Genomic DNA, 17,220 nt, shown 5'->3' with positions numbered 1-17,220 from the left:
TATCGCTGTGTATCCGCGCCGGCGCCGGACAAGAAACATTGCACGCCGGGCCGGATGCGGAAACACCGCGGATACGCCAGCGCGGTGCAATGCAGCCATACCAATCCGGGAGTCCACCAACATGATCGATGCCTACCTTGCCTTTGCCGCCGGCGTGCTGACCATAGCGTCGCCGTGCGTGCTGCCCGTGCTGCCGATGCTGCTGGGCGCGTCGCTGGGCGAAACCAGCCGCCTGCGCCCGCTGGCGATCGCACTGGGTTTCGTGTCCGCCTTTTCCGCGCTGGGCATCGTCTTCGGCGCGCTCTCCAGCGCCTTCAGCGACGCGCCGGGCGTGGTCCGCAACGTGGCCATCGCGCTCTTGTTCGCCGCCGGGCTGGCACGCCTGTGGCCGGCCGGCTTCGGACGGCTGGCGGCGCCGTTCGCTGGGCTGGCCGACCGCGCCGCCGGCGCCGGCAGCCGCGCCGGCAACGGCCTGGCGGGCGGCTTTGTGCTGGGCATGACGCTGGGCGCGGTGTGGACCCCATGCGCGGGGCCGGTGCTGGCCTCGATCCTGGCGCTGGTGGCCAAGGCGCAGGACCTGCACCGCGCCGCCGGCCTGCTGGCCCTGTTTGCCGCCGGCGCAGCCGTGCCGATGCTGGGCATCGCCTACGGCGGCCAGTTCGCCACCACCCACGTGCGCCGGCTGGCACGCCATACGCCGCGGCTGCAACAGGCCTTTGGCGTGCTGGTGGTGGCCACCGCCATCGCCATGTACTTCCAGTACGACACCCTCGCCGTCGCCTGGCTGACCTCACTTTTCCCCGCCACTCAACCTGGAGCCTGAACCATGCCCCGCATCCTTCGCACCCTGTTCGCCGCGACCGCCTTTGCCACCTTTGCCGCCGCCCCCTTCGCCATCCAATCCGCCACCGCCGCCCCCGCCGACTATGGCAAGGCACCTGAATTCACCGGCGTCGGCAAGTGGCTGAACTCTGAACCGCTGACCATTGCCGGGCTGCGCGGCAAGGTCGTGCTGGTCGACTTCTGGACCTACAGCTGCATCAACTGCATCAACACGCTGCCGCATGTGCGCAAGTGGTACGACAAATACCACGACCAGGGGCTGGTCGTGGTGGGCGTCCATACCCCGGAGTTCGCGTTCGAGAAGTCCACCAGCAACGTCCAGGCCGCGCTCAAGCGTTTCGACATCCGCTACCCGGTGGCGCAGGACAACGCCTATGCCACCTGGAACGCCTGGCACAACCAGTACTGGCCCGCGCTGTACCTGGTCGATGCCAACGGCAACGTGGTCTACCAGCACTTTGGCGAAGGCCAGTACGCCGAGACCGAGGCAGCGATCCAGAAAGCCCTGGCGCAGCGCCGCTGACCCACGCGAAAGCCGCCTCCCGGGCGCCTGTCGGGGCGCCCGCCTTGTCTTCCGGCGCATGGGAGTTGATACAAATTGTATGCAATCTTTGTATCACGGTTCGCTGATCCCTGTTATTCTTGCACGCCTGTTGAGGCGGGATGCATAGCCTGCCCGCCTCGCTCGCGGAGCCATCGCCTCTGGCCCGCGAGCGTGCACGAGGACGCCGGGCTCCCCGCCCGGCGCCAGAAGAACAAGACCGCCCGGAACATCCGGGCAGACGACAGGAGACTCGAATGGCGCCCTTGCTGTTCCAGGTGGAAGACCGCCCCCCACGGCTCACAACGTTCTTGCTTGCGCTCCAGCACCTGCTGGCCGCGCTTGGCGGCATCATTGCGGTGCCGCTGGTCATCGGCGGCGCGCTGCGGTTGCCGTCCGACCAGGTGGTGGCGCTGGTCAATGCCGCGCTGCTGGGCTCGGGCATCGTCACCATCATCCAGTGCAAGGGCGTGGGCCCGGTCGGCATCCGCATGCCGTGCGTGATGGGCACCAGCTTCGCCTTTGTTGGCGCGGCCGTCAGCGTGGGCGTCGAGCACGGCGTGGCCGGCATCCTGGGTTCGGCGCTGGCGGGCTCGCTGGTGATGATCCTGGGGAGTTTCTTCATGCCGGCGATCCGCAAGCTGTTTCCGCATACGGTCACCAGCGTGGTCGTCACCATGATCGGCCTGTCGCTGATTCCGGTGGCGATCGACTGGGCCGCCGGTGGCCAGGGCAGCAGCCGCTATGGCGCGCCTGGCAACCTGGCGATTGCCGTCGCCGTGCTGGCGCTGGTGGTGGCGGTGGTCCAGTGGGGCAAGGGCATGCTGTCGGCCTCGGCCATCGTGGTCGGCATCGCCGGCGGCTACCTGCTGTGCCTGGCGCTCGGACTGGTCGACTTCACCCAATTCCACAAGGCGCCGGTGTTCGCGGTGCCGCAGCCGCTGCACTTCGGCATGTCGTTCCCGGTCTCGGGCATCGTCGCCATGTCGATCGCCTTCCTGGTGACCATCGTCGAATCGACGGGTACGTTCATGGCGCTGGGCTCGGCCACGCAGCGGCCGGTCTCGGGCAAATGCCTGTCGCGCGGCATCCTGTGCGACGGCTTTGGCTCGGCCTTCGCGGCGCTGGTGTGCAGCCCGCCGCTGTCCACCTTCGCGCAGAACGTCGGCGTGGTGTCGCTGACCGGCGTGGCCAGCCGCCATGTGGTGGCGCTGACCGGCGTGATGCTGTTGCTGGCCGGGCTGTTTCCGGTGCTGGGCGCGCTGGTGGTGACGATCCCGCAGCCGGTGCTTGGCGGCGCCGGTCTGATGATGTTCGCGATGATCGTTTCGGGCGGCATCCAGATGCTCAGCACGGTGCGGTTCACGCAGCGCAATACGCTGATCGTGGCGGTGTCGATCGGCTGCGGCCTGGCCGTGACCTTCCGCCCGGAACTGCTGTCGAAGCTGCCGGCCTTTGTCCATGAGGTCTTCGGCTCGGGCATCACGGTGGGCTCGCTGTCGGCGGTGATCCTGAACCTGCTGCTGCCCGGCGGCAAGGAAGCCGCCGCGGACGAAGCCGGCCACGGCACGGTTGGCGAAGCGGCCTGAACCGCAAGCCCCCGGCGCTAGTGCGCGCCGGCGGGCACCGACGGCCTGAGCAGCGGATAAGGATTGATCGCCCCGCCTGCCGTGTAGATGCCATAGTGCAGGTGCGGCGGCGTGCCCCGCGCATTGCCGCTGGTGCCCACATAACCCAGCACCATGCCGGCGGCGATGATGTCGCCGGCGCGCACGGCGGCGTAGTCATCAAGATGGGCGTAGTAGTGCAGCTGGCGTCCGGGCCCCATCACCCACACGACTTTCCCGCCAAGGTCATTGGTCCCCACGCGCGTGACGATGCCTTCGGTGGCGGACACCACTTCACGGCCGCGCGGCGCGAAGATGTCGATGCCCTCATGCTTGCGCCCGCCTGCGCGCGCGCCGTGCCAGGTATCGCGCAGCGCCCGGGAAGCCACGCCCGTGACCGGGACCGGCAGCGCCGCCGGCGCGGGCCACGCTGACAGGCGCACCGCGTAGATGGCACGCTCCACCTGCGGCTGCAGCCAGAGCCAGGCAAGCCAGGCCATGACGAGCCATGCCGCCAGCCACGCCAGCCGGCGGAAAAACACAAGCAAAGGGTAGCAAGACGCGACGCGGCCATATGCCTTCGACGGCGGCTCGGCGCGCGAATTCCCGCTCACGCTGGCGCGCGATGGGCACTGCGCACCACGTCTCGCGGCACACCTGGCCGAACCATCGGCGCCGGGGCCAGTCATACCTGGACCGTTTTCATTTGCAACAGGAGAACCCATGGACTGTCCGGTGTGCCCGCAAACCCAGCTCGTGATGTCCGAACGCCAGGGCATCGAGATCGATTACTGCCCCAAATGCCGCGGCGTCTGGCTCGACCGCGGCGAACTCGACAAGATCCTGGAACGCTCGGCGGTGGCCGCCCCGGCGCAGCAAACCCCCATGCAACCATCGCCACAGCAGCAGGCACCGATGCACAGCGCACCGCCGCAACAGGGCTACCAGCGCGGCTACGATGACCGGGACCGCGACCGCCACTACGAGCGCGAGCAGAAGCACTATCGAAAAAAGAGCATCTGGCACGAGCTTTTCGACTAATCCGGCCACATACCTTAAAAAAAGGGCGACCGTGGTCGCCCTTTTTTCGTTTGCGGCCGCTACAGCCCAGCTGCCAGGCCGTCGCCGCGCGGATCGGCCGCTAGCGCCCGGCATCAAGCGCGACTGCGCGGCCGCCGCGCCGCTTCCGCGGCGGCATCGCGCAACGCCGGCGGCAGCGCGCGCAGCTCGGCCGTGAAGAAGGCACGTTCCGCGGGTCGCAGCGCGTGAAGCTGCCCGGCGAGCCGCTCCACCGCGGCGCAGGCGATGGCGGTGGCGCCTTGCTCATGGGTCAGGTACCAGGCCGATTCCAGCAGCAGGTTGGCCAGCTGCAGCGGCGCCAGCCGGACATGGCCGGCGTCGTGGTCTTCCAGGGCAAAGGCGGCCACGGCCGACCAGCGCACGAAGCCCCTGGCCGGCGCGAACGGCGCGTGGAACGGCCGCAGCGCGTCGACCGCGTCGGCCACCGAAAGCGGGCGCTGGCGGCGGAACACGGCCATGCTGTCGCTGGCGGTGGCCGGGCGGTCCAGCGGCGGCGCGTCAGGGCCGCAGCTGCCGCGCGCGATGCGCAGCAGGAAGATCGCGTTCCACGCCGTGCCGCCGCCGACGCCGAAGCGGTCGCAGATCCATTCCGACAGCCCCAGCCAGCGCATCGCCTGCCGCTGCACCGCACTGGCTGACAGGCTGCGCCCGGCATCGATCAGCCCATGGCGCCAGAACAGCCACAGGCACAGGCCGATATTGGCCGCGGCATGCTGCACGGCATCGACCGAGTCGGCCTCGTAAGCCGCCTGCAGCGCGCCAGAAAACGCGTCCAGCGCCCGCTGCGCCGCGCCGGCGGCGCCCGCATGCGCGGGACGCATGGCATCGGCCTTGTGCAGCAGCGCTTCGAGGTTCAGCACCTCGAAGCGCACGCGCGGGTTATAGCGCACCACCAGGCGCAGTTCGGCATCGGCGTGCAGGTGCTCCAGCCCGGCGCGCGCGCCCTCGCCGTCGCCGCGGGTATAGCGCTCCCAGGCGCGCACCACCTGCGCCATGGCCTGGAATGCCGGCGTTGCCGCACCGGCGTCAGCCGCATGCGCCAGCCGGTCGAAACGCCGCAGCGCGGCCCGGCTCTGGTCGAGCCGGCCGCAACGGCGCCAGGCCTGGCTTTCCTTGAGCAGCGACAAGGCCTGCTGGAAGCCGTCGCCGGCAAGCCGGCGCGCCGCGCCGAAGGATTCGGCCACGGCGAAGCCGTGGGCGCCGGCATGGCCATCCTGCGCGCTGCGCATGGCCTGGGTCAGTTCGCTCCAGAAGGCCATGTCGCGCATCACGTAGCCGGTGCCGTCCTGCTGCCCCGGCACCGCCGCCTGCGCGCCGGCATGGAAGCGGAGCAGCCGCGCCAGCCCGGCCGGGCCCAGCGTGCGCCCGTTGGCGACAAAGCGCAGCCGGCGCGCACTGGCCGCCGTCAGCCAGAACGGCCCGCGGCTGCGATGCGCCGGGTTGGCCGCGGCCGGATCGCGCGCGCGGTCCGCGCCCCACCCCACCGCAATGCCCCAGCGCCCGAAATCGGCAAACGCGCGCGACACCAGCATGCGCAGGTTGGCCGCCGCGGGAAACGCGCTGCGTAACGCGGCGGCGGTGACAACCCCCTCTGCGCTGCGATGCGCATGCCAGAGGCGCGCCAGCAGCCAGAGCGACTGGTAGCGCGCGGGCTGGCCCTCCACCTGGTAGGGCGACGACACATCGATATGGATCATGGCGGGCTGGGCAGGCATCGAACGCGCAGGGAGCATTGCGGGAATGCCCGCCATGTTACGCAAGTTACAGGGCGCGCGGTTGGCGCTGCGCACGCCCTCTCCTATGCTGCGCATCACGGTCCGGGCCCGGATTGTCATTCCCTTAACTTACTCCTGCACAACCATGACCTATCGTCTTGCCCGACTGCTGACGCCGGTGGCCTTCGGCCTCAGCCTGCTTGCCGCCCACCTGCCCGCGCTGGCCGCGCCCAAGGAAGTGCCGCTCGACGCCGCGGCACTGTTCCGCCAGGCCGATACCACCGGCACCATGGTGATCTACGACCTGCGCCGCGACCGCATCATGACCTACAACCCGGCCCGCGCCGCCACGCCCTACTCGCCGGCATCGACCTTCAAGATCCTGAACTCCATGATTGGCCTCGAGACCGGCGCGGTCGCCGACGTCGACCACGACAAACTGCCCTGGGACGGCAAGGTCTGGCTGGTCGGCGGCAAGGCCGTGCTGCCCGAGGCCTGCAACGCGGACGTGCCGTTGCGCGTGGCCTTGCCCAACTCCTGCGTGCCGGCCTACCAGGCGCTGGCGCGGCGGGTCGGCAGCGCGGCCTACCAGCGCTACCTGACCGCGTCGCACTACGGCAATGCCGACAGCTCCGGGCCAGTGGACCGCTTCTGGCTGAACGGCAAGCTGCAGATCAGCGCCTACCAGCAGATCGATTTCCTGAAGGGCCTGGTGCAGCGCACGCTGCCGTTCTCGCCCGCCACCTTCAACGCCGTCGATGACATCACCGTGCTGGAGCGCACGGCCGCCTATACCTTGCACGCCAAGACCGGCTGGGCGGATTCGGCCAAGCCGGCGGTGGGATGGCTGGTGGGCTGGGTCGAGCGCGGCAACGACGACTACCTGTTCGCCCTCAATCTGGACATCCTGCGGCCGGAACATGCCAAGGCGCGGATGGACATTGCGCGCGCGGCGCTGCAGAGGGCCGGGGCGCTGGCGGACTAAGGCTGCGACCATGGGGAGGGGCGGTTCACATGTTCGATATTTTGGTCAAAGTATTACTTTTTGACTAGAACACTGGACATATGCCAGCCTTCACCGACACCACTACAGTCCTGGAACGTCACTTGCTCCTGCAGTTGGGCGACCGTCTCAAACGGCTGCGGAAGGCGAGAAAACTCAGCGCGGTCGAGATGGCCAAAAGCGTCGGCATTTCCCGAACGACGCTCGCGGCCGTCGAGGCCGGCGATCCTGCGCCAACCATGGGCACATACCTGCGGGTGATGTCGGTGCTCGGCGTAGCCGGCGATCTTGCCCTGCTGGTCAGTGACACGTTCCAGCCGCCGCCCCCGAATTCCGCGGCGGGTGCGTCCACGCGTGCCAGGCCCCATGTGCAGGTCATGGTCAGGACGGATCCGAGCCGTCATGAAGCACAGGACCTGCAAAGCATGGCGCTTCACAAAGAGGCGATCCGCATGATTCAGGATGATCCTGCGCTACTGGACCGCGCCCGTGAGGTCCTCGGGCGATGGCGCTTGCAAGGGGACTCTCGGTCAGATTCACTCTGGTCCGAATGGGAGGTCATTCTTGCAAAACAGTCGTGGCGCAAAGTGCTTGGCCGGACTCGGCGTGCCCAGGAACTTCGCCAGGCCTCTCCCCTGCCAACGATTCTGCCCGAGGCCCTTCGGCAGGACGTGATTGCGCAGATCCAGTCATTGAAGAAGGGGGTTGTGCTCGGGGATCAGGAATGAACGGGGAAAATCGGGCCGTGCGAGACCACGGCCACGCGGTTGCCCCGGATGAAGCCTGAAACTTCCTTCCGGTGCCGTTACCCGTTCCTGCGCCGCAACCCTGACAGGATCTGTTCGGCAAGGAAGTCACACGGCGGCCGCTTTGACTTTGCGCTGCGCGCCAGCAACAGCTCCAGCGCCGCCAGTTCGGGCAACCCCTGGGGCTGGCCGAGGATCGTGAAATGCGCTGGCACTGCGCATCGCGCCAGCGGCGCCACCGCCAGCCCGGCTTCTACCATGCTGAGCAGGCCAAGCAGGCTCGGGCTTTCATAGGACATGCGGTACGCAATCCCGGCCTGTTCCAGGCTGCGGATGGCATTGTTGCGCGCGACGCTGCCCGGCTGGAACACGGCGATGGGCAGCGGCCGCTCGCTCCAGATTTCCTGCGCTGACGGCGAAGCCGCCCATACCATCGGTTCCAGCCGGATGAATTCACCGGACAAGCCTTTCACTCGCGTGGCGCAGGCCAGGTCAACGGTTCCATCCTTGACCAGGGGCGCCAGCGCCACGCTCGGCAGGCCGATGACCTGGATCTCGACCTTGGGGTAAGTCGCGGAAAACTTCTTCAGGATCGCGGGCAGCAACGACGACGCATAGTCATCTGGCATGCCGAGCACCACGCGCCCGGTCACATCCGGGCGGACCACGGCTGCCCAGGCCTCGTCCCGCAGGGCCAGCATGCGCCGCGCGAAGCCCAGCAGCACCTCGCCTTCCGGAGTCAGTGTCAGGTTCCGCGGCTTGCGCACGAACAGTGGCTTGCCCAACGCCAGCTCGAGCGCCTTGATCTGCATGCTGACCGCAGACTGCGACCGGTGCACGAGTTCGGCCGCACGGGAAATGCTGCCCGTATCCGCCACGGCCACCACCATGGCCAGCACATCGAGGTCAAGCGCTTTCATTGGTATCAGTAAACCTGAAGCAACAGATCAATTTTACGCGTTTTTCTTAATGATCCATCCCGGGCATACTGGCCCGGAAACGTTGAGCGCCCATGCCACCTCTGACCCTGGACCACCCCCTGCGCGACAGCCTTGCGCGCGAACTGCATGCCCGCCCCTTCCTGCGCATCGGCGGATCAGCCTCGCTGACGCACTTTGCCATCTATGCCGAAGGCGACACCACCATCCACCACACCCTGCTGGCCGACTTGTGCAGGCTGACCGGGCTCGACCAGCCGGCCGACGGCGCGACCCATTTCTCAGCGCGTTGGAGCCATGGCACCCAACTGAAGTGGGAGCGGCACACCGAGTTCTCCACCTTCACCTTCGTGGCCCGGCGCGTCGACACCGACTACTTCTCCGAGCTCGCCACCGCGCATATCCCTGCGCAATGGTTCGACCGCTTCGCCGGCAAGCGCCTGGTGGCGCTGCGCATGGAACTGGTCTCGGGCGACGCCGCCGCGCATGCGCGCGACAACGTGAGGCAGTGGATCGATGGCCCCATCCTGGCGGGCAGCCACGTGCTGGGCGGCGGTGAAGTGTTTTGCGACTGGACCATTCCCCCCGACGGCTTTACCCGCTTCCTCGTCATCGACAATGGCTTTCGTGAGGTGCAAGGCGGGCGGCTGCTGCAGCGGCTGTATGAGATCGAGACGTACCGGATGATGGCGCTGTTGTCGTTGCCAGTGGCGCGTGAACTGGGGCGCAACGTCGACCACCTGCAGAGCGCGCTCGCGCCGCTGATGCGCAGCATGGACACCAGCCAGGGCGGCCGCCACGATGCCGAGGTGCTGGAACGCTTGACACACCTGGCAGTCCGCATCGAAGCGCTGGCGGAATCCGGCAACCGCTTCAGCGCGTCGCGTGCCTACGAGAAGCTGGTGCTGGCGCGCATCCAGGAGTTGCGTGAAGAGCGGATCGAGGGCATCCCGACGATCGCCGAATACATGGAGCGCCGCTTCGCGCCGGCCATGGAGACATGCAGGTCGGTCTGGGCGCGGCACGAGCAGTTTGCCAGCCGCGTGGCACGCGCGCTGGACCTGCTCCGCACGCGCGTCAACCTCGCCCAGGAGCAGGACACCACGCGCCTGCTGGAGGGCATGGACCAGACCGCGCGCAACCAGTTGCGGCTGCAGCATGCGGTCGAAGGGCTGTCGGTGGCCGCCATTTCCTACTACGTGCTGTCGCTCGCCGGCACCGGGCTCAAGGCGCTGCATGCCTTCCATCTTCCGCTGGACCCGGAACTGGCCAAGGGGATACTGATCCTGCCGGTGGTGCTGCTGGTGCTGCGCGCTACCCGGCGTAGCAAGCATGCCGCGGAAAAAGCGGCAACGCGGCAACAGACGGCAAATCAGGCTGCGTAGCGCCCACACCAGGCAGTATTGAACAACGGTGCCGGCCCCGCTCCCATCCAGGGCGGGGCCGGCGTTGCCGACGGTGCCGTATTGGTGCCGTTTGTCGACGCCCGGAGATTACCCGGGCAGCTTCATCGACACGCGGCCGGGCGCCGGCTCCGGCTCGTTCAATAGCGTGTCGATGTCGTGGATCACCCTGTAGGCCTCCACAAGCGCCTTTTCCTTGGCCACATCGTGTCCGCCCACGACACGGGTCATCGTGGCAGAGGACAGTTTCTCTTCCTGATGCAGGTCAGCAATAGTCAGTGCGTTTGCCATGATCGAGCTCCTTTGGTCAGATCGTGTTGGTGAGCGCCGGTCAGCTGTTGCGGCATCCCTTGCTCGCTAGTGCTTTCGCATAAGACGTGCCAGAGCGCGGTTGTGCTTATGGCGCCACCATTCGGCGGAAAAGCTCGCAAGGGGCGACGTTTTGGGCGCTGTGAATGCACTGGAAACCCAACAGGCCTGCCTGATGTGTTGGCCCCGGGCAGACAGTCGCTCCGGCTTGATGCCGGCTCATGGCAACGTCGTTGTGAACAGCAACACGCTACGTACCTGGTCATGGTCGCCAGCACGGCACAGGAGGGTATTTCGCCACGCGCGCAACATGCGGCGGTCCGCGTTGGGTGGACCGTCGTTGCATTTCTCGCTCATTCTTCGCCTGCCGCCACCCCGATGTGAAGCATTCGCCATCCGGGTTTCCCCGCAGTTGAGTTCTCCGTCGTCCTATCATTTAATTCAACATGAATTAATTAATAGGCCAGCTGCTGCAGCGGGGCTGGCCAAACAGGACGGAGACAAGATGACCGCATCCAAGGCGGGCCGTGGCGTGAATTCCGCCAGCCTGCGCCTCTATAACGAACGCGCGCTGCTGCTGGCGCTGCGCCGTGCCGGCGAGGCCTCCAAGGCAGACCTGGCGCGCATGGCGCAACTGACCAATACGGCGGTTGGCAGCATCGTTCAAACCCTGTCCGACGAAGGCCTGATCGAGCAGTCCGGGCGCCGCACCGAAGGCCAGCGCGGGCAGCCCGCCAGCCTGATCCGCCTGCAGCCCAAGGGCGCCTTCGGCCTGGGCGTGCGGCTGGACCGGGGCAGCATCGAGGTGGCAATGGTGGACTTTGCCGGCCATGTCCTGGGCAGCCGCGCCCACCAGCTGGTGCTGCCGCACCCCGACCAGGCGCTCGAACTGGTGCGGCACGATATCGCCGAGCTGCGCGCCCTGCTCGCCCCGGCCGAACAGAAGCGGCTGCTGGGCATCGGCGTGGCGCAGCCCTATAACCTCGGCGCCTGGCTGCGCGAACTCGACGTACAGGGCGAAGCCTTCCAGGCCAGCTTCCGCGCCTGGGACCAGGCCGATTTCCCGGCGATGCTCAACGCCGCCACCGGCCTGCCGGTGTTCGGCGAGAACGATGGCACCGCCGCCGCGGTGGCCGAGCTGTTCTACGGGCACCACCATGCCCAGCATTTCCTTTACGTGTTCCTGGGCCCTGCCATCGGCGGTGGCGTGGTGCTCAACGGCGATTGCGTGCGCGGGGTTTCCGGCAATGCCGGCGATATCGCGATGATGCCGGTGCCGCGCAGCACCCTGCCCTCCGCGCCGCCGGCAACTGGCCAGGGCAAGCGCCGCGACATCCTGCTCTCGCGCGCGTCGCTCAATGCCCTGACGCGACACCTGCGCCACCATGGCGTGGTAGTCGACAGCCACGCCGACCTGCAGCGCCAGGTCGAACTGGGGCACAAGGCGGTCGATGAATGGGTGACGGACTGCGTCGATGCGCTCGCGCCTGCGCTGCAGTCGGCGCTGGCGGTGCTCGACGTGCCGCTGGTGATCTTCGACGCCGATATCGACGGCGGCCTGGTCGCCACGCTGATCGCGCGCCTGCAGCGGGCCCTCGCTGTAAGCGCCCCCGAAGCCCGCGCGCCGGCCACCGTGGTGCGCGGTTGCTTTGGCGCCAACGCCGGCGCGGTCGGGGCCGCGTCGCTGCCGATGTTCATGAACTTCTCGCCGCGCGCCGAGTTGCTACGGGGTGCGTCGGCCATCGTACCGGAGGCCAGCCATGCCATGGTCTGAAGCAGCGCATCCCTCGCCGACGCCAACGCCCTTGCAGGGCGGCCTTGCGGGCCAAGGCGGCCCAGCGCCCCTGCTGGAACTGCATAACATCTCCAAGACCTTCCCCGGCGTGAAGGCGCTCACCAATATGGCACTGACCGTCTACCCCGGCGAGGTCCATGCGCTGATGGGCGAGAACGGCGCCGGCAAGTCCACGCTGATGAAGATCCTGTCGGGCGCCTACGTCGCCGACCCCGGCGGCGAGTGCCGCATCGCCGGCAAGCCGGTGATCATCGACGGCCCGGCCGCGGCACGCGCCCACGGCGTGGCCGTGATCTACCAGGAACTGAGTCTGGCCCCTAACCTGAGCGTGGCGGAGAACATCTACCTGGGCCGCCACCTGCACCATCGCGGCATGGTCGACCGCGCCGCCATGGCGCGCGCCTGCGAGGCCACGCTGGCCCGCCTAGGCGCGGACTTCACGCCGCGCGCGGCGGTGCACACGCTGTCGATCGCCCAGCGCCAGCTGGTGGAGATCGCGCGCGCGGTGCACTTCGAGACCCGCATCCTGGTCATGGACGAGCCCACCACGCCACTGTCCACGCGCGAGACCGACCGCTTGTTCGCGCTGATCCGCCAGCTGCGCGCCGAAGGCATGGCCATCATCTATATCAGCCACCGCATGGCCGAGATCGACGAGCTGGCCGACCGCGTCACGGTGCTGCGCGACGGCTGCCTGGTCGGCACGCTCACGCGCGACACGCTGACGCAGGCGGCGCTGGTCAAGATGATGGTCGGGCGCGACCTGTCCGGCTTCTACACCAAGTCCCATGGCGAGAGCGCGCCCGGCGAGATCATGCTGTCGGTGCGCAATATGTCCGACGGCAAGCGCGTGCGCGGCTGCAGCTTCGACCTGCGCGCCGGCGAGGTGCTCGGGCTGGCGGGACTGGTCGGGGCCGGCCGCACCGAGCTGGCGCGGCTGGTGTTCGGCGCCGACGCGCGCACCGACGGCGCGGTGTTCGTGGCCGGCACGCCGCTGGCTGTCCGTGGCCCGCGCCAGGCGATCGATGCCGGCATCGCCTACCTGACCGAAGACCGCAAGCTGCAGGGCCTGTTCCTGGACCAGAGCGTGCACGAAAACATCAACCTCATCGTGGCTGCGCGCGACGCGCTGCGCGGCGGGCGCCTGAACCGCGCCAGCGCGCGCCAGCGCACCGCCGCGGCCATCCGCTCGCTCGGCATCCGCGTGGCGCACCCGCAGGTCAACGTCGGCGCGCTGTCCGGCGGCAACCAGCAGAAGGTGATGCTGTCGCGCCTGCTGGAAACACGCCCGCGCGTGCTGATCCTGGACGAACCGACGCGCGGCGTGGATATCGGCGCCAAGGCCGAGATCTACCGGCTGATCAACGCACTGGCGCGCTCCGGCGTGGCGGTGCTGCTGATCTCCAGCGAACTGCCCGAGGTGGTTGGCCTGTGCGACCGCGTGCTGGTGATGCGCGAGGGCGAGCTGGCCGGCGAAGTGCCCGGCTGTGCCGATGCCACCGCCATGCAGGAACGGATCATCGCGCTGGCGACCGGCGCCGGCGCATCCGCCCCCGCGGTCCTGCATTGACCCCTTGAATCCCCAGACAAGCCGGCCAAAAAACGGTTGAGCCGGGGCGGCCTGCCGCCTCGCGGCAACAGGAGACACCGATGCGCAATCCCAGCAATCCCCTTTCATCCACGGCCCACGCCGCCCCGCTGGCGCGCACCGCCGGAAGTGCCACCACGCAGGAACGCCTGCGCGCCCTCGGCATGCTGCCGGTGCTGGTGCTGCTGTGCGCGGGCTTCACGGTGCTGACCGAGAATTTCGCCAGCCTGCAGAACCTTTCGATCATCGCCCAGCAGGCCTCGATCAACCTGGTGCTGGCCGCGGGCATGACCTTCGTCATCCTGACCGGCGGCATCGACCTGTCGGTGGGGTCGATCCTGTCGGTATCGGCGGTGGTGACGATGCTGGTGTCGCTGATGCCGCAACTGGCCGCGCTGAGCGTACCCGCGGCGCTGCTGTGCGGACTGCTGTTCGGCCTGGTCAACGGCGCGCTGATCGCGTTCATGAAGCTGCCGCCGTTCATCGTGACGCTGGGCAGCCTGACCGCGGTGCGCGGGCTGGCGCGCCTGGTCGGCAACGACAGCACGGTCTACAACCCCGACATCGCGTTCGCCTTCATCGGCAATGGCGACCTGCTGGGCGTGCCCTGGCTGGTGGTGATCGCCGTGGCGGTGGTGGCGGTGTCGTGGGGGGTGCTGCGCCGCACCGTGCTGGGGCTGCAGATCTACGCGGTCGGCGGCAATGCCGAGGCCGCGCGCCTGTCGGGCATCAAGGTCTGGGTGGTGCTGCTGTTCGTCTATGCGGTCTCTGGCCTGCTGTCGGGGCTGGGCGGCGTGATGTCGGCGTCGCGGCTGTATGCGGCCAACGGCCTGCAGCTGGGCCAGTCCTATGAACTGGACGCGATCGCCGCGGTGATCCTGGGCGGCACCAGCTTTGTCGGCGGGGTCGGCTCGATCGCCGGCACGCTGGTGGGCGCGCTGATCATCGCGGTTCTGTCCAACGGGCTGATCCTGCTGGGCGTATCGGACATTTGGCAATACATCATCAAGGGCCTGGTGATCATCGGCGCGGTCGCGCTCGACCGCTATCGCCAGAAGGGCTCGGCCTGTACCTGACCAGCTGACGCACCGGAGACAAGCCGTGATCCCACCCATCCTCAACGCCCTGGCCGCGCTCGCGCTGGCAGCACTGTGCGCGGTGCCGGCCCTGGCCCAGGCGCCTGCGCAAGGCGCGCCGGCTTCCGCTGCGCCGGCCGCGCCACGCCCGCTCAACAAAGTCGGCGTCACGCTGGGCTCGCTGGGCAACCCGTACTTCGTCGCGCTGGCCCGCGGGGCCGAGGCCGCCGCCCGGCAGGTGAATCCGAAGGTCAAGGTTACCGTGCTTTCGGCCGACTATGACCTGAACAAGCAGTTCACGCATATCGACAGCTTTATCGTCGCCGGCGTCGACCTGATCCTGATCAACGCCGCCGACGCGCGCGCCATCGAGCCGGCGGTGCGCAAGGCCCGCAAGGCGGGCATCGTGGTGGTGGCGGTCGACGTGGCCGCGGCCGGCGCCGACGCCACCGTGCAGACCGACAACACCCAGGCCGGCGAGCTGGCGTGCGGCTTCATCGCCGAGCGGCTCAAGGGCCGCGGCAACGTCATCATCCAGAACGGCCCGCCGGTGTCGGCGGTGCTGGACCGCGTCAAGGGCTGCAAGACGGTGCTGGCGCGCCACCCCGCCATCCGCATCCTGTCCGACGATCAGGATGCCAAGGGCTCGCGCGAAGGCGGGCTCAATGTGATGCAGCTGTACCTGACGCGCTTTCCCCAGGTCGACGCGGTCTTCACCATCAACGACCCGCAGGCCGTGGGGGCGGACCTGGCCGCGCGCCAGCTTAACCGCCGCGGCATCCTGATTGCCTCGGTCGACGGCGCGCCCGACATCGAGGCCGCGCTCAAGGCCGACACCCTGGTGCAGGCCTCGGCCAGCCAGGACCCGTGGGCCATTGCCCGCACCGCGGTGCAGCTGGGCGTGGGCATGATGCACGGCCAGCGCCCGCCCAACCCGACCGTGCTGCTGCCGTCCACGCTGGTCACGCGCGCCAATGTCGGCCAGTACAAAGGCTGGGCCGCGCCACGCTGAACGGCCTGCCTGGTTCCCGCTCCCCTTCCCCTTATTGCTGATCCATGATGGCTAGCCCCCCTGCCAGAGCACCGGCGCCCGACTCTGCCCCGGAGTTCGATTTCGTGTTGTTCGGCGCCACTGGCGACCTGGCGCGGCGCAAGCTGCTGCCGGCGCTGTTCGACGCCCATGCGGCCGGGTCGCTGCATCCGCGCGGCCGCATCCTCGCGCTGGGCAGCCAGCCGCTGACGCATGACGCTTACCTGGCCATGCTCGACGAAGAAGTGCTGCCCGCACTGTCGGGCCATGCCGCGGCGGCCGCGTGGCAGGGCTTTGTCGAGCGCATCCTGTACCTGCAGGTCGATGCCAACGCCAATGCCGGCTTCGATGCGCTGGCCGAACTGGTCAACGCGCGCGCGGCACCGGTGGTGGTGTTCTACCTGGCCACGGCCCCGCAGCTGTTCGTCACCGTGTGCGAGCAGCTGGCGCGCGTGGGGCTGACCGGCCAGCGCAGCCGCATCGTGCTGGAGAAGCCGCTCGGCCACGACCTGGCCTCGTCCGAGGCCATCAATGCCGAAGTGGCGCGCCATTTTGCCGAGGACCAGATCTACCGGATCGACCACTACCTGGGCAAGGAGTCGGTGCAGAACCTGATGGCGGTGCGCTTCGGCAACGTGCTGTTCGAACCGCTGTGGCGGCGCGAATGGGTGCGCCAGGTGCAGATCACCATTGCCGAAGAACTGGGCGTGGAGCGTCGCGGCAACTTCTACGACGGTATCGGCGCGCTGCGCGACATGGTGCAGAACCATCTGCTGCAGCTGCTGTGCATGGTAGCGATGGAGCCGCCCACCAGCCTTTCGGAAGATGCCATCCGCGACGAAAAGCTGAAGATCCTGAAGGCGCTGCGGCCGATCCGGCCCGAGGACGTGGCCGAGAAAGTGGTGCGCGGCCAGTACGCGCGCGGCGCCGCCGGCGGCGACCCGGTGCCCGGCTATGCCAGCGAGCCCGGCATCGCGCCCGACAGCCGCACCGAAACCTTCGTCGCGATCCGCGCGGAGATCGCCAACTGGCGCTGGGCCGGCGTGCCGTTCTACCTGCGCACCGGCAAGCGCATGCAGTCGCGCGTGGCGGAGATCGTGATCCATTTCCACGACGTGCCCTACCCCCTGTTCCCACATCCGCTGGGGGTCATGTCTGGCAACCGGCTGGTGATCACGCTGCAGCCGCAAGAGAGCATCCGGCTGTATTTCCTGACCAAGCAGCCGGGCGACACGCAGGCGCTGATTCCCGCCTCGCTGGACCTGCAGCTGACCAGCGCGGCGCCGCGTGTGCGGCGCGTGGGCGCATACGAGCGCTTGCTGCTCGACGTGATCCGCGGCCGGCTCGGCCTGTTCGTGCGGCGCGACGAGCAGGTGCAGGCGTGGCGCTGGGTCGCGCCGATCCTGCAGACCTGGGAGCACTCGCCCACGCCGCCCAAGCCTTACACCGCCGGCACCTGGGGCCCGGCGGCCTCCAGCGCCCTGCTGTCGCGCGACGGCATGGCCTGGCATGAAGAGATGTAGTCCACGTATAGCGGAGCACCCGA

16 protein-coding genes are annotated in these 17,220 nt (G+C 68.4%); 12 read left to right on the top strand and 4 right to left on the bottom strand.

Translation table 11 applies throughout. The features are described 5' to 3' along the window. Positions 1–121: 121 nt before the first annotated feature. From ACOCMH_RS08310 to ACOCMH_RS08300, 3 genes are all read left to right on the top strand, one after another. On the top strand, positions 122–823 hold the full coding sequence (locus ACOCMH_RS08310; RefSeq protein WP_427306449.1) for a cytochrome c biogenesis CcdA family protein: 702 nt from the start codon (positions 122–124) through the stop codon (positions 821–823). A gap of 3 nt (positions 824–826) precedes the next feature. Further along, positions 827–1,366, top strand: coding sequence for a thioredoxin family protein (locus ACOCMH_RS08305; protein ID WP_427306447.1), 540 nt, complete (start codon positions 827–829; stop codon positions 1,364–1,366). Positions 1,367–1,641: 275 nt separating this feature from the next. Continuing rightward, positions 1,642–2,973, top strand: a complete 1,332-nt coding sequence (locus ACOCMH_RS08300) for a nucleobase:cation symporter-2 family protein (RefSeq protein ID WP_427306445.1) — start codon at positions 1,642–1,644, stop codon at positions 2,971–2,973. A 17-nt stretch (positions 2,974–2,990) separates the two neighbouring features. Here ACOCMH_RS08300 and ACOCMH_RS08295 read toward each other — a convergent pair whose 3' ends face one another. Continuing rightward, entirely contained in the window at positions 2,991–3,491 is a 501-nt protein-coding gene (locus tag ACOCMH_RS08295; protein WP_427308402.1) for a M23 family metallopeptidase, read from the bottom strand. 223 nt (positions 3,492–3,714) lie between these two features. Here ACOCMH_RS08295 and ACOCMH_RS08290 point away from each other — a divergent pair, with 223 nt between their 5' ends. Further along, the gene (locus ACOCMH_RS08290; RefSeq protein WP_427306443.1) at positions 3,715–4,032 is read left to right on the top strand and encodes a zf-TFIIB domain-containing protein; all 318 of its coding nucleotides are present in this window, start codon (positions 3,715–3,717) and stop codon (positions 4,030–4,032) included. 113 nt (positions 4,033–4,145) lie between these two features. Here ACOCMH_RS08290 and ACOCMH_RS08285 read toward each other — a convergent pair whose 3' ends face one another. Beyond that, a complete protein-coding gene (locus ACOCMH_RS08285) occupies positions 4,146–5,786 on the bottom strand; it encodes a hypothetical protein (RefSeq protein WP_427306441.1) in 1,641 nt (546 codons plus the stop codon). Positions 5,787–5,931: 145 nt separating this feature from the next. On the opposite strand from ACOCMH_RS08285, the gene blaOXA reads away from it, so the two are divergent. Both blaOXA and ACOCMH_RS08275 read left to right on the top strand, forming a co-directional pair. After that, complete coding sequence (gene blaOXA / locus ACOCMH_RS08280; RefSeq protein WP_427306439.1) at positions 5,932–6,771, top strand: OXA-1206 family carbapenem-hydrolyzing class D beta-lactamase; 840 nt, start codon at positions 5,932–5,934, stop codon at positions 6,769–6,771. A gap of 80 nt (positions 6,772–6,851) precedes the next feature. Next, positions 6,852–7,517 (top strand): helix-turn-helix transcriptional regulator, encoded by a 666-nt coding sequence (locus tag ACOCMH_RS08275; protein ID WP_427306438.1) that lies wholly within the window; start codon positions 6,852–6,854, stop codon positions 7,515–7,517. Positions 7,518–7,594: 77 nt separating this feature from the next. Here ACOCMH_RS08275 and ACOCMH_RS08270 read toward each other — a convergent pair whose 3' ends face one another. Next, positions 7,595–8,455 (bottom strand): LysR substrate-binding domain-containing protein, encoded by an 861-nt coding sequence (locus ACOCMH_RS08270; protein ID WP_427306437.1) that lies wholly within the window; start codon positions 8,453–8,455, stop codon positions 7,595–7,597. A gap of 92 nt (positions 8,456–8,547) precedes the next feature. On the opposite strand from ACOCMH_RS08270, the gene ACOCMH_RS08265 reads away from it, so the two are divergent. Next, positions 8,548–9,858 (top strand): DUF3422 family protein, encoded by a 1,311-nt coding sequence (locus ACOCMH_RS08265; RefSeq protein WP_427306435.1) that lies wholly within the window; start codon positions 8,548–8,550, stop codon positions 9,856–9,858. A 108-nt stretch (positions 9,859–9,966) separates the two neighbouring features. Here ACOCMH_RS08265 and ACOCMH_RS08260 read toward each other — a convergent pair whose 3' ends face one another. Continuing rightward, a complete protein-coding gene (locus tag ACOCMH_RS08260) occupies positions 9,967–10,167 on the bottom strand; it encodes a hypothetical protein (RefSeq protein WP_427306434.1) in 201 nt (66 codons plus the stop codon). 523 nt (positions 10,168–10,690) lie between these two features. On the opposite strand from ACOCMH_RS08260, the gene ACOCMH_RS08255 reads away from it, so the two are divergent. The 5 genes from ACOCMH_RS08255 to zwf all read left to right on the top strand — a co-directional run bounded on the left by ACOCMH_RS08255 (position 10,691) and on the right by zwf (position 17,197). Further along, complete coding sequence (locus ACOCMH_RS08255) at positions 10,691–11,959, top strand: ROK family protein (protein ID WP_427306433.1); 1,269 nt, start codon at positions 10,691–10,693, stop codon at positions 11,957–11,959. Further along, positions 11,946–13,550, top strand: coding sequence for a sugar ABC transporter ATP-binding protein (locus tag ACOCMH_RS08250; protein ID WP_427306431.1), 1,605 nt, complete (start codon positions 11,946–11,948; stop codon positions 13,548–13,550). The genes ACOCMH_RS08255 and ACOCMH_RS08250 overlap by 14 nt, the downstream gene beginning before the upstream one ends. Positions 13,551–13,630: 80 nt before the next feature. After that, a complete protein-coding gene (locus ACOCMH_RS08245; protein ID WP_427306430.1) occupies positions 13,631–14,644 on the top strand; it encodes an ABC transporter permease subunit in 1,014 nt (337 codons plus the stop codon). A 73-nt stretch (positions 14,645–14,717) separates the two neighbouring features. Further along, the gene (locus ACOCMH_RS08240) at positions 14,718–15,656 is read left to right on the top strand and encodes an ABC transporter substrate-binding protein (protein ID WP_427308401.1); all 939 of its coding nucleotides are present in this window, start codon (positions 14,718–14,720) and stop codon (positions 15,654–15,656) included. Positions 15,657–15,700: 44 nt separating this feature from the next. Beyond that, positions 15,701–17,197 carry a glucose-6-phosphate dehydrogenase gene (zwf, locus tag ACOCMH_RS08235; RefSeq protein WP_427306428.1) on the top strand — a complete coding sequence of 499 codons (1,497 nt, stop codon included), beginning with the start codon at positions 15,701–15,703 and terminating at the stop codon, positions 17,195–17,197. Positions 17,198–17,220: the final 23 nt, after the last annotated feature.

Source organism: Cupriavidus sp. H39 (assembly GCF_050271075.1).
In the GTDB taxonomy this organism is placed as follows: Bacteria; Pseudomonadota; Gammaproteobacteria; order Burkholderiales; family Burkholderiaceae; genus Cupriavidus; species Cupriavidus necator_B.
The sequence above is the reverse complement of the archived record's forward strand: the minus strand, read 5'-3'. Positions and strand labels throughout refer to the sequence as shown.

Coding starts and splice junctions, on each gene's coding strand:
- ACOCMH_RS08295 (WP_427308402.1), bottom strand. CDS start 3,491: ATGGCCTGGCTTGCCTGGCTCTGGCTGCAGCCGCAGGTGGAGCGTGCC.
- ACOCMH_RS08305 (WP_427306447.1), top strand. CDS start 827: ATGCCCCGCATCCTTCGCACCCTGTTCGCCGCGACCGCCTTTGCCACC.
- zwf (WP_427306428.1), top strand. CDS start 15,701: ATGATGGCTAGCCCCCCTGCCAGAGCACCGGCGCCCGACTCTGCCCCG.
- blaOXA (WP_427306439.1), top strand. CDS start 5,932: ATGACCTATCGTCTTGCCCGACTGCTGACGCCGGTGGCCTTCGGCCTC.
- ACOCMH_RS08300 (WP_427306445.1), top strand. CDS start 1,642: ATGGCGCCCTTGCTGTTCCAGGTGGAAGACCGCCCCCCACGGCTCACA.
- ACOCMH_RS08310 (WP_427306449.1), top strand. CDS start 122: ATGATCGATGCCTACCTTGCCTTTGCCGCCGGCGTGCTGACCATAGCG.
- ACOCMH_RS08255 (WP_427306433.1), top strand. CDS start 10,691: ATGACCGCATCCAAGGCGGGCCGTGGCGTGAATTCCGCCAGCCTGCGC.
- ACOCMH_RS08270 (WP_427306437.1), bottom strand. CDS start 8,455: ATGAAAGCGCTTGACCTCGATGTGCTGGCCATGGTGGTGGCCGTGGCG.
- ACOCMH_RS08265 (WP_427306435.1), top strand. CDS start 8,548: ATGCCACCTCTGACCCTGGACCACCCCCTGCGCGACAGCCTTGCGCGC.
- ACOCMH_RS08285 (WP_427306441.1), bottom strand. CDS start 5,786: ATGCCTGCCCAGCCCGCCATGATCCATATCGATGTGTCGTCGCCCTAC.
- ACOCMH_RS08290 (WP_427306443.1), top strand. CDS start 3,715: ATGGACTGTCCGGTGTGCCCGCAAACCCAGCTCGTGATGTCCGAACGC.
- ACOCMH_RS08275 (WP_427306438.1), top strand. CDS start 6,852: ATGCCAGCCTTCACCGACACCACTACAGTCCTGGAACGTCACTTGCTC.
- ACOCMH_RS08250 (WP_427306431.1), top strand. CDS start 11,946: ATGCCATGGTCTGAAGCAGCGCATCCCTCGCCGACGCCAACGCCCTTG.
- ACOCMH_RS08260 (WP_427306434.1), bottom strand. CDS start 10,167: ATGGCAAACGCACTGACTATTGCTGACCTGCATCAGGAAGAGAAACTG.
- ACOCMH_RS08245 (WP_427306430.1), top strand. CDS start 13,631: ATGCGCAATCCCAGCAATCCCCTTTCATCCACGGCCCACGCCGCCCCG.